The 11,568-nt window shown below is 57.1% G+C and carries 11 protein-coding genes; 3 read left to right on the forward strand and 8 right to left on the reverse strand.

The window, feature by feature from the left end:
- Window positions 1-274 precede the first annotated feature (274 nt).
- Window positions 275-766 (forward strand): hypothetical protein, encoded by a 492-nt coding sequence (locus B195_RS14595; protein WP_003442082.1) that lies wholly within the window; start codon window positions 275-277, stop codon window positions 764-766.
- Here the strand turns inward: B195_RS14595 and B195_RS14600 are convergent.
- Both B195_RS14600 and B195_RS14605 read right to left on the reverse strand, forming a co-directional pair.
- Window positions 738-1,523: an HNH endonuclease gene (locus tag B195_RS14600; RefSeq protein WP_003442081.1), complete on the reverse strand. Its 786-nt coding sequence runs from the start codon at window positions 1,521-1,523 to the stop codon at window positions 738-740. The genes B195_RS14595 and B195_RS14600 overlap by 29 nt on opposite strands.
- A 173-nt stretch (window positions 1,524-1,696) precedes the next feature.
- Window positions 1,697-3,028, reverse strand: a complete 1,332-nt coding sequence (locus tag B195_RS14605; protein ID WP_003442078.1) for a PLP-dependent aminotransferase family protein — start codon at window positions 3,026-3,028, stop codon at window positions 1,697-1,699.
- 98 nt (window positions 3,029-3,126) lie between these two features.
- Here B195_RS14605 and B195_RS14610 point away from each other — a divergent pair, with 98 nt between their 5' ends.
- On the forward strand, window positions 3,127-4,023 hold the full coding sequence (locus B195_RS14610; protein ID WP_003442077.1) for a DMT family transporter: 897 nt from the start codon (window positions 3,127-3,129) through the stop codon (window positions 4,021-4,023).
- Between the two features lie 11 nt (window positions 4,024-4,034).
- Here the strand turns inward: B195_RS14610 and B195_RS14615 are convergent, their stop codons facing one another.
- The 6 genes from B195_RS14615 to B195_RS14640 all read right to left on the reverse strand — a co-directional run bounded on the left by B195_RS14615 (window position 4,035) and on the right by B195_RS14640 (window position 9,982).
- On the reverse strand, window positions 4,035-5,366 hold the full coding sequence (locus B195_RS14615) for an LLM class flavin-dependent oxidoreductase (RefSeq protein ID WP_003442076.1): 1,332 nt from the start codon (window positions 5,364-5,366) through the stop codon (window positions 4,035-4,037).
- An 83-nt stretch (window positions 5,367-5,449) separates the two neighbouring features.
- Window positions 5,450-6,214 carry an ABC transporter ATP-binding protein gene (locus B195_RS14620; protein WP_003442075.1) on the reverse strand — a complete coding sequence of 255 codons (765 nt, stop codon included), beginning with the start codon at window positions 6,212-6,214 and terminating at the stop codon, window positions 5,450-5,452.
- A gap of 25 nt (window positions 6,215-6,239) precedes the next feature.
- Window positions 6,240-7,025, reverse strand: coding sequence for an ABC transporter permease (locus tag B195_RS14625; protein ID WP_003442072.1), 786 nt, complete (start codon window positions 7,023-7,025; stop codon window positions 6,240-6,242).
- Window positions 7,022-7,927, reverse strand: a complete 906-nt coding sequence (locus tag B195_RS14630) for an ABC transporter permease (RefSeq protein ID WP_003442069.1) — start codon at window positions 7,925-7,927, stop codon at window positions 7,022-7,024. The genes B195_RS14625 and B195_RS14630 overlap by 4 nt, the downstream gene beginning before the upstream one ends.
- A 3-nt stretch (window positions 7,928-7,930) precedes the next feature.
- Complete coding sequence (locus B195_RS14635; RefSeq protein ID WP_003442067.1) at window positions 7,931-9,034, reverse strand: ABC transporter substrate-binding protein; 1,104 nt, start codon at window positions 9,032-9,034, stop codon at window positions 7,931-7,933.
- Window positions 9,035-9,070: 36 nt separating this feature from the next.
- Window positions 9,071-9,982 (reverse strand): TauD/TfdA family dioxygenase, encoded by a 912-nt coding sequence (locus B195_RS14640; protein WP_003442065.1) that lies wholly within the window; start codon window positions 9,980-9,982, stop codon window positions 9,071-9,073.
- A gap of 482 nt (window positions 9,983-10,464) precedes the next feature.
- On the opposite strand from B195_RS14640, the gene B195_RS14645 reads away from it, so the two are divergent.
- A complete protein-coding gene (locus B195_RS14645) occupies window positions 10,465-11,520 on the forward strand; it encodes a fatty acid desaturase (protein WP_003442063.1) in 1,056 nt (351 codons plus the stop codon).
- Window positions 11,521-11,568 lie beyond the last annotated feature (48 nt).

Below are 11,568 nucleotides of genomic sequence, written 5' to 3' on the forward strand. Positions count from 1 at the left end.
AAATAAATAGCTTCGTCGGCAAATCCCGGAAAAACCATGCGCCAATTCTCGCGCCCAACAGTAATAGCACCCCAGTATCAAATATCCAGCAGTCATATGATTTTTTAGGGAAATCTTCATACCGGCGCATTATCTTGTAACAACATAAGAATCCCCAGCGACCGGGATCTCAACTTCCAGGCAACCTCTGAGAGGTTCAAGGACGCGGCTGTGCTATACCAAATGGGTACGATTGTTCAGACATGGCATGCAGATTCCACATACAGAGGTTCACATGTTCAAAGGATTAGCCGGTCACCTCAAAGACAAAAACATCCACTCGATCAATGCCCTGCCATCGAACAATATCGAACTGTTCGACTGCTACACCGGGCTGATCCTGGGCCACCTGTATCGCAATTTCCCGCTGCCCCTCACCCTCACCGCCGAGCGCTTTATCGATTACAAAACCCTGGGCGCCAGCAACCGCGACACGCTGGAAAAAGAAGAGGCCCTGTTCCTGGCCACCGTCAAATGGCTGGCCGACGTCGGCTACATCCACTTTGACGGACTGTCAGGGGTTTCATTTTTCGAAGTAGTGCTGACCAATAGCGGACTGCTGATTTTGCGCGCGTTCCCTGAAGGCAAAGACACAGCCCCTACCATTGGCGAGAAGTTGTCGCACTGCACCAGGGACGAAAATAATGGCGAACTACGGGCCCTGGTGTCAGAAGCACTGGGCCTGGGAAGCCGGATGATCAGCCCGATGACGCGCTCGGGGATTTGAGCCAGTCGCATTGATCCGCATGCCACTGCAACGTTTCAACACTGGCCTTCGCTGAAGCCGATGTTGGCGTAGCGAGTGGCATGCCTTCGTATTGGATGTAGTAGGAATTGTGTAGTTGAGGGGCCAGTCGGATTAACAGCGAAGCAGGATCGATTGCAATGAGATACAAATCGAACAGAGTATGAAGGTCAGCACGTAGCAACAAGCCGTTTGACACCACGTGAGTGTGTTCACCCTTATAAGGATGAATATGCGCAGCTTCTAACACCTCAGCTTGATCGCAACCACTGATCGCACATCTTGTTGCGTATGCTTCCAACAACTTCTTACGAAAAGCAGACTGTCCTCGACGGCGAACAATGCTGGCAACTACTCGCTGTCTAGCATCATCAACATTTCGAGGATCAAACACACGTTGTTGCTCGGCTTCGACTTCGGCTTTTTCGAGTTCATGAGCCACCCGACCGGGCTCGCTAGGAAGCTCATCTATCATTTCGATAAGTTTGGACTTAATGGCTTTACCGATATTTTTCTGAGGCTTTAGACCAACCACCCATTCAAGCTCTCGCTCTTCATAAATCGCAGAGATGTTTTGCATTCTGCGTTCAAAGGCACCCTCTTCGCGGCCAAAACGATTAGCCAACTCACGATACACATGAGCTTTAACAAACTTTGTGGTCGCTACCTGGTGACGCAACATTTCGCCATAAGCTTGAACTGATGCCTTCAGTTCCTCATTGCTCCATCCGTCCGACATTGCTCCCATCCTTTTTGATCCGCACCGAAGCACGCAAGGTAAGAGAATTTACCCGACCATGTAGGAAATAAATAATTTCTGTAGGAGAAATCCCAAACTAAAGCCGCCATCGAACCATTCAAAAAAGTGCTCGACGGCGTTCCATTGAGAAAGTGCAAGCCCGTCCCCAGCCACTAAGTACAGGCTTCAACCACCCACTTCACTTTCGCCAACGCCCCGCGCAATGCCCCCATGTCCACCGATCCCAGGGCCAGTCTGATGGCGTGGGGTACGTGGGTCGAAACAGCAAATGGCTGGGCGGTGGAGACCGATATCTGTTCGCGCAGCAATGCCGTGACGACCTGCTCTGCTCTGGCATCCTCGGCCAGGGGCAGCCACACAAAGTAGGAAAAGGGATGGCGCACACGGTGCAGCCCGGCCAATTGTTCGTCAGCAATGATCTGGCGGGCCTGTGCGTCCTGGCGCTTTTGCACTTCAAGTCGGCTCACCGTGCCGTCGTCGAGCCAGGCACTGGCGATCGAGGTCATTATCCCCGGGGTATTCCAGGCTGTGACCCGGATCATGCGCTCCAGTGCGGCAATGGTTTGAGGCGGCGCCGCGACGAAACCGACGCGTAAACCCGCAGCAACATTTTTCGACAGTCCGGATACATACACCGTCCTTTCCGGTGCCAGTTCAGCCAGGGGTGGCGGCGGATTTTCCACAAGAAAAGCGTAGGCCGCGTCTTCGATGATATGCAGATCATACTTGCGCGCGATTGCCACAAGCTGCTGACGCTGCTCGAGGCTCATCACCCAACCCAGCGGATTGTGCAGGGTCGGCATGCTGTAGATCGCTCGCACCGAGCGACTGCGACAGAGCTGTTCCAGGGCATCAAGATCCGGGCCACTTTCTGTAACCGGAATCGGCAACACCTCAAGATGCAGCGCCAGGGCCAAAGCCTTGAAGCCCGGATAGGTCAACCCATCGACCGCAATGACATCGCCGGGCTGGAGCAGCGACATCAAGGCCACAGTCAAACCGTGCTGGGCACCATTGACGATCAAGACCTGCTCGGCAGGTACGTTCAGGCCGCGAGTCTGCAAATGCCGGGCAAACGAAGCCCGCTCGTGCAGGCGTCCGCCATGGGGCTGATAGCGCAGCAGCGACTCCAGGTCGCCGGACAACGCGAGCTGGCGCAAGGCGCTGCGCAACAGTTCGGCCTGGCCGGGCACAGAGGGGTAGTTGTAATTGAGGTCCAGCATCCCCGCCGTCACGTCGGGCTGGTCGATGCCGTGGCCGGGTGGCAACGACGTCTCTCTGACGAAAGTCCCGCGCCCCGCCTCTCCACTGACCAGGCCCATGGCCTCAAGCTCGGCGTAAACCCGACTGGCCGTGACCAGCGCCAGCCCTTCTGATGCGGCCAATTGCCGGTGGGTGGGCAAGCGGGTACCGGGTGGCAAGCGTGCACTGCGGATATCAGCGGCAAAGGCGTCGACCAGCGACTTGTAGCGAGAGCGCGGCATCGGGACTTGTATCCATGACAATATTTTGATTGTCATCAATATTCGACCCTAGGATGCACTTTATGCAATCCCGCGATCAGCCTTGAGTGTGAAACTCGATGGAACGAACCTCCAACCTGCAAAATCCGGCAACCTCGCAAAACCTGAGCGGCTGGCTCAACGGGTTTATCGGCGTGGTTATTTTCAGCGGCTCGCTACCGGCAACCAAGGTGGCGGTGCTGGAATTTGATCCGGTTTTCCTGACCCTGGCCCGCGCCACCATCGCCGGGGTCATTGCCCTGTGCATGCTGCTGTTGTTGAAGGCAAAGCGCCCTCAGCGAAGCCAGCTTTTGTCCTTGCTGATCGTGGCCATCGGGGTTGTGGTGGGCTTTCCACTGCTGACCGCCCTGGCGCTGCAGCATGTCACTTCTGCTCACTCGATTGTGTTTCTCGGCCTTTTGCCCCTGGCGACTGCAGCCTTCGGCGTGTTGCGCGGCGGCGAACGTCCACGGCCGGCGTTCTGGCTGTTTTCAATCCTGGGCAGCGCGCTGGTGGTGACGTTTGCCCTGTCACAGGGTCTGACCGCCTCTGCCACAGGCGACATTCTGATGTTCCTGGCCGTGATCATTTGCGGCCTGGGCTATGCAGAAGGTGCAAAGCTGTCCAGAACCCTGGGCGGCTGGCAGGTGATTTGCTGGGCCCTGGTGCTGTCGCTGCCGGTGATGGCAAGCCTGGCGGTTTACTGTGCGCCCTCTTCGTTCGCCAACATCAACCCGCCAGCCTGGCTGGGCCTGGCTTACATCTCGTTGTTCAGCATGCTGATCGGCTTCGTATTCTGGTACCGCGGACTGGCCCAGGGAGGCATTGCGGCCGTGGGCCAGCTTCAGCTGTTGCAGCCTTTTTTTGGCTTGGCCCTGGCCGCTACCCTACTGCATGAGACCGTCAGCATCGGCATGTTCGCCGTGACCGGCGCGGTGATCCTGTGTGTGATTGCGGCGAAAAAATTCGCTAGATAAGGCCCCGTTGTTCAGGCAGTTTTCAGCGTAAAGCGCGAAGCCGGGCGGTTCAGGCCGTAGTGATCGCGCAAGGTACTGCCCGCGTATTCGGAGCGGAACAGGCCGCGCTGGCGCAGGATCGGCAGCACTTCATCAAGGAACACCTCAAACCCGTCCGGGAACGCCGGAGGCATCACGTTGAAACCGTCGGCGGCGCCACTGCGAAACCACTGTTCTATCAGGTCAGCAATCTGCACCGGCGTGCCTACCGGGACCCAGTGCCCTCGCGCACCGGCCAGGCGATTGATCAACTGGCGCAGTGTCAGGTGCTCGCGATCAACAATGTCGATGATCAGCTTGAAGCGACTGGACTGACTTTCACGGCTGTCGAAGTTGATCAGGTGCCGCGGAAACGGCGCGTCCAGGTCATGCCCGGACAGGTCGACCCCCAGCATGCGGCGCAACTGACCCAGAGAGATATGCGGCAGTACCAGCTCATTGAGCTCATCGAATTTGCGCTGGGCTTCAGCTTCGCTGCTGGCTATGTACGGGCTGATGCCCGGCAGGATTTTCAGCTGCCGCGGGTCGCGCCCCACCGCCCTGGCCCGGGCACGGATGTCGTTGGCGAACTCGGTCGCACTGTGCAGCGTCTGGTGCGCGGTGAAAATCGCTTCGGCATGGCGAGAAGCAAAGTCGCGGCCGTCCTCGGAAGAGCCCGCCTGCACCTGCACCGGCCGGCCCTGTGGCGAGCGCGGCGAGTTGAAGGGCCCCTTGACCTTGTAATGGGTGCCCACATGGTTGATCGCATGCACCTTGCTGGTATCGGCAAACACCCCGGCCGTCTTGTCCAGCACCAGCGCGTCGTCTTCCCAGCTGTCCCACAAGTCGGCCGTCACCTGCACGAACTCTTCGGCCTGGGCGTAGCGATCATGGGCCGATGGATGCTGGTCAAGGCCGAAATTGGCGGCAGCGTCGGCCATGGAAGTGGTCACGATGTTCCAGCCGGCGCGGCCGTTGCTGATGTGGTCCAGGGCGCTGAACGCTCGGGCCAGATTGTAGGGTTCGCTGTAGGTGGTACTGGCCGTGGCAATCAGGCCGATGCGCCGGGTGACTGCGGCAATGGCCGCCAGCCAGGTGATGGGCTCGAACCGGATACGCAGGCCCTCCCGCCCGCTTTCGGAAAGTGAGGGTGAATCGGCAAAGAAAATCGCATCGAGCTTTTCCCGTTCAGCGCGTAACGCCAGCTGCTGGTAATAGCCGATATCCATCGAGTGTTCCGGCACCGATTGCGGGTGGCGCCAGGCGGCTTCGTGATGGCCATTGGGGTAGATAAACAGATTGAGGCTGAGCTGGCGTTCGGACATTTTCCGCTCCCTGAAGAGAATAAACCTGACAAACATGGGCCCGCGCGCGGCGTCAGGCAGCAACCCGCGGCGCAGTAAAAAGATCAGTGCAGTTCAGCGAAATCACTCAGTACATCGTCGCGCAGGGCAATGAAACGGCTGTCGCTGCGGTTGCGCGGGCGTGGCAGGTCGACATCGAGAATACGGCGGATGCGGCCCGGGTTCGGTTGCATCACCACAACCCGATCCCCCAGGAAAACCGCCTCATCCACATCGTGGGTTACCAGGATCATGGTGATTTTTTCCTTGGCCCAAATATTTTGCAGCTCGCCCTGCAGACGCGCGCGGGTCAAGGCATCCAGGGCTCCCAGTGGTTCATCAAGCAGCAACACGCTGGGGCGATTGACCAGCCCGCGGGCAATCGCCACCCGTTGCGCCATACCTCCGGAGATCTGATGCGGGTAAGCGTCGATAAAATCCTGCAGGCCCACCAGTTCGATGTGCTCACGCACGGTGTCGCGTTTTTCAGCGCTGCTCAGCACCGAGTTCTTCAGACCTACCGCGACGTTCTGCTCCACGTTGAGCCACGGGAACAGGCGGTGATCCTGAAACACGATGCCGCGCTCCAGCCCCGTGCCGGCGATGGGCTTGCCATTGATCAGGATCCGCCCGTCATATTCCTCATCGAGCCCCAGAATCAGGCGCAACAACGTGGACTTGCCGCAGCCGCTGGCGCCGACAATGCTGATGAATTCGCCGGGGGCGATGTCGAGCTGAATGTTGTCCAGTACTTGCAGCTGGGTCGTGCTGCCCGGGCGGGAGGCAAAACGCTTGCTGATGTTTTCCAGGGTCAGGCCGTTGTTGAGCATGCTGCAGTCCTTCTGAAAGTGTTAATCAACGAGGGGCGATGCCATACAGACGCTGCATGCGCCGCTCACATACCCGTGCCAGTGCATTGAGGCTCCAGCCCACCAGGCCAATCACCACCATGGCGAACAACACCAGGTCCATCATGAAATGCTCGCTACCATCAATCAGCGTATTGCCGATCCCCTCCCCCGAAACCAGCAGGTATTCGGCACCGATGGTGGCCAGCCAGGAGTACACCAGCGCCAGGTACAGCCCGGTAAAGATCGACGGCAATGCGGCCGGCAACATGACCCCGATGATGGTTTGCCAGCGGCTAAAGCCGTATACCCGCGCCACCTCCAGCAAATTAGGCGGCACACTGCGCAAGCCATCGCAGGTATTGACCACCACCGGCACCAGCGCTGCCAGTGACAGAAAGGCCACTTTCGCCACATCACCCAGGCCGAACCACACCGAGATCAGCGGGATCCAGGCGAACAGCGAAATCTGTTTGAAGGTGTTGAAACTGGGCCCGACCAAACGCTCGAAATGCCGTGACAGCCCCAGCAGGCATCCCAGCACCAGACCCAGGCTGGTGCCGATAAAAAAGCCACTGAGATTACGCGTCAGGCTGGCGCATATGGCGCGCCAGAATTTGTCCGAGGTAATTTGCTCCCAGGCCGTGACTGCGACTTTCTCCGGTGACACCAACAGCCCCGACTGGCTCCAGCCCTGATGGGATGCCAGCCACCAGATTGCGATGGCGGCAATCGGTAACACCCAGCCACGATAGCGACGACTGCCCGGACTCACTGCAATCACGGCGCTCATGACAGTGCCCCCGCTGTCCCGGGGCGACCGCGATTGAGGCGGCGCTCCACATAATCAAACCCGCGATCGATCAACAGGCCGACTGCCCCCACGACCACCACGGCCGCCATTACCAGATCCAGTTGAAACAACTGACGGCCATACACGATCAGGTAACCCAAGCCCTCACTGGAGGCAACCAGCTCCACTACCACCAGCGACAACCAGGCCTTGGTGAAGCCCAGACGCAACCCGGTGAACAGCGTCGGGACCGCCGCCGGCAAGACAATCCCGACCACGCTTTGCCAGCGACTGAAACCATAGGCCCGGCCAACTTCCAGCAGCCCCTTGGGCGCCTGATGAAACGCTTGCAAGGTGCACAGGGTGATCGGCACTGTCGCCGCCTTGGCAATCAGCACGTACTTAAGGGGTTCGCCGATACCGAACACCAACAAGGCAAACGGCAGCCAGGCCAACACCGGGATCTGAACCAGCGCATTGAAGGTAGGCAGCAGGTAATCCTCGACGGTGCGCGAGAGACCCATGGCAGCCCCCAATACCACACCGATCGAGGCGCCCAATGCGAACCCCAGGACTACTCGTTGCATGCTGGCCAGGGCATTGATCCACAGATCACCGGAAGTGATCAGGTCCGACAGGGTTTGATACACGTAGGCCGGGGGCGGCAGCACCTGCTCCGATAGCCAGCCGCGCTCGACGCCCAAATACCACAGGCCCAGCAAGACCAGCGGCAACAGCCAGGGCTCGGTGTAACGACGCAGCCTGGCGAACCCCTGAGAAGTACGCGGTATCTCGACCTTGCGCACGGGCCGAATCGGCGCCGGCGGCAAGCGCTTGACGTTGTCCCTGGGTAACGCCGGAGCCGAGTACGGCTCCGGTCTGGCGGTCTGTGCCCTGGCCATGTGCTAGCTCCCTTGCTTGCTGGTCGCGACCGCTACCGCATCAGCGGCGGGCTGCTTGCCATCCGGGCCGTAGGGGGTCCAGTAGTGTTCAAGGCCCCTGCTTTTGAGAGCCGCCTGCAAATAACCGGGGGCGAACCAGCCCTCGACAGTCACCGGACGACGGATCAATTTTTCTGCCTTGGCTTGATCAGCCACGGCCTGATAGCGGCCTATCAGGAAGTTGTCCACCAGAGGCGAGACTTTGTCCCGCAGGCTGCTTCCGGCAAAGTCGGCGCGCAATGACTCCACCGGGTCATTGCTCTTGGCCCACTCGGCGAAGACCTGCTCGGCATGCCCCTCGTCCGAACTCCATTTCGCCGCATCCACCAGGGTGTCGACGACTTTCTGCACGTTCTGCGGGTGTTCCTTTTCATAATCGCTACGCACCACCAGCGCCGTCTGGCGGGTGTAGCGCACATCCTGCGAAGGGTTGTCATAGATAATGTCGATCAGGCCTTTATCCCGCAGCTTGAACAACTCGCGTCCACCAAAGGCTGCGTCCACGCCATTGGAGACCAGGGCCGCCTGGGTGCTGCCAGTGTCGAGGTTGATCACCTTGATGTCGCGCTCGGTCAGGCCACGCTCGGCCAGCAGGTTGATCGACACCAGGTGCCCGTTGGTACCGCGAAACACCGCTACTTTTTTGCCTTTGAGGTCATCGATGCTTTTGATGTCAGAGCCCTTGGGCACCGCCAGGTAAATGTTCGAGCGCACCCCCAGTGCCGCCAGCAATCTGGTGTCCAGCCCGTTGGAGCGGCCTACGACTGCAGGCAGGTCGCCCTGGTAGGCGAAATCCAGCTGCTGGTTGGACAAGGCTTCATTGACTGCCGGCCCTGCCCCTTTAAAGAAGAACCACTGCACCTCGGTGCCGCTGCCGGCGAAGGCTTTTTCCAGAAGTTGCTGATTGCGCACAATGCCCAGGGACGAACCACTGAACGTAACCGGGTCACCACCTCCGGCGGCGGCGACGCCAATGCGCAACACATCGGCCTCGGCCAATGGCGCAACCAGCAGCACCGCCAGCGCGGCCGCAATACGCCCTTTGCGAAACACTTTAAATGTAGCCATGTGGAGGTCTTCCTTGGATCGATGAGGATTGGTCTGTCAGGCGGCGAGGTGTTTTTTGTCGGCTTCGGTTTGCGGCGAGCGGGTTTCGGGGGTGGGTTTGAGTGCCTGGCTCAAGCGTCCGTCGACGCCAAACGGCACATCACCGTCAATGGTGGTACGGCGCACAATGCGCTGCGCATCGCCGTAATCGTTGATCGCAATATGCTGGGTGGCGCGGTTGTCCCAGATCACCACATCACCTTCCTGCCAGCGCCAGCGGACGGTGTTGTCGACATGGGTAATACGGTCGTGAAACAGACGGATCAGCTGTTTTGAATCATTGCTGCTGACCCCTTGAATCTGCTTAACGAAGTGCCCCAACAACAAACTTCTCTCGCCCGACTCCGGGTGTACGCGAACCAGAGGATGTTCAGTCTCGTAAACTTCGGCGGTGAACTGTTCGCGATAACGCTTGAGCCCCGATTCATCGGTATTACGCGGTGCGGCGTAGTCATAAAGATTGGTGTGCAAGGCGCGCAAACCATCGGCCAGCAGTTTTAAAGGTTCCGGCAGATCGGCATAGGCCGTTGCCGTATTGGCCCATACGGTGTCGCCGCCATAAGGCGGGATGACCACACCGCGCAGGATGGAAATCTTCGGGTAATTGGCCACGAACGTCACATCGGTGTGCCAGGAGTTGGCCCGGGTTTCCTTGGCATCCAGGTGCAGGATGGCAGTGCTTTGCTCGGCCGAACGCACGGTCGGGTGCGGTACTTGATTACCAAAACGTCGGGAAAATGCTTCGTGCCCGGCATCATCGAGATGCTGATCGCGAAAGAACAACACTTTGTATTTCAACAGTGCTTCATTAATAAACTCGAACGCTTGTTCACTGATATCACCGCCCAGTTTTATGCCGTCCAGTTGTGCACCAATTCGACCTGCGACGGGTTTTATTTGAATAGTCATCAAACCACTCCTGCCTTATGAACCGTTGTTGGCCAGATCATAAAGGCATAAAAGCAGCACTGACTAATCACAATTTAATATAAAGATATGCGAATCATCCGCTAGAACCAGGACGCTATAAAGCTTGATAAATCGTTATATAAGTCTGGTTGTAAGCTCATAACTTTTTCACTGGACCCTGGATAAACAGGTGGAGCCGGGGGTTGGAAAATTCACCGTCGCCACCACAGCTGCCCCCGGATTTACCTGAGTACCGCCGATTTTTAACCAAACAGGAGACGGCCACAGGGAAACAACGAGTGCCAGCTTTGACCCACATCATTCACCAAGCCACAGAGACAAGTTGATTGTCGGACAATACAACATTCTATATATCCACTCGTCAGATTAGACACTTAAAAAAACCGAAAACTTTGCTCTGTAAAATATATGTGCTTCTCTAGAGACGCTAACCCGACCCATCGTCTTCAAAGGATGAAGTGATGAATGCCTTATATAAAACCTCGACCAGTCCGTTATCAAAAACAGAGCAAGATTCAATCAATGAGGTCACTCAGAAAATCACCCAACACAGTAACGAACTGCGTAAAAAATACCCCCTGCTCGGGTATCAAAATGTTATAGGCGCTAGCGTGATGACACTGTCTATCGCTGGCATGATCCTCTCTGGCACGCTGTACATCAAAGGCATAATACCCGCATGGCTGTGTATTGTGATCAATGCTTTATTAACCTCCTTCATACATGAACTTGAACACGACTTGATTCATCGCTTGTATTTCAGAAAGCAGCCCATTGCACACAACTTGATGATGTTGCTGTGCTGGATAACCCGCCCGGGAATGCCGAGCCCCTGGTTAAGGCGAGAGCTGCACTTTCACCACCATAAAGAGTCGGGCACAGACACCGATGTTGAAGCATGGATTACCACCAGCGGCAGCAAGTGGGGCGCCAAGCGGCTCCTGAAACTCATCGATGGATTTGTCTTTGGCATTGTAAATGCCCTGTTTGCGCCTACCTGGCGGGAAAAGGTCAGATTGACCGTCAAGGTGCTGCGCTTGAATGCCCCCATGGGACTGTTGTACTGGGGCTGCTGGTATGTGTTCCTGGGGTATCACTTCTATACATGGACAAGCTCATTAATGGGTTTTGCCTATCAGCCATCGCCCACCACATCGATACTGATGAGCGTGATCAACAGCGCCGTGGTTATCATCGTCGCGCCAAATATAATACGTCAGTTCTGTCTATTCTTTGTCAGTTCAAATATCCATTATTACGGCGATGTGATGCCGCGCAATCCCTTGCAGCAAACTCAAGTCATGAATCATTGGTGGCTATGGCCATTCCAGTTGTTCTGCTTCAACTTCGGCAGCACTCACTGCATTCATCACTTCGTGGTTAAAGACCCCTTCTATATCCGTCAAATGACAGCACCCTTCGCCCACAAGGTATTAGCGCAAGCCGGTGTTCGCTTCAATGACTTCGGCACTTACAAACGCTCAAACCGTTACAACCTGACTCAACCGGACGCTTGAACCTGTGCACGGCCCTTTTAGAACAAGGGTATTTACGATTTAAACGAT

Source organism: Pseudomonas sp. Lz4W (assembly GCF_000346225.2).
GTDB classification, from domain to species: domain Bacteria; phylum Pseudomonadota; class Gammaproteobacteria; order Pseudomonadales; family Pseudomonadaceae; genus Aquipseudomonas; species Aquipseudomonas paraversuta.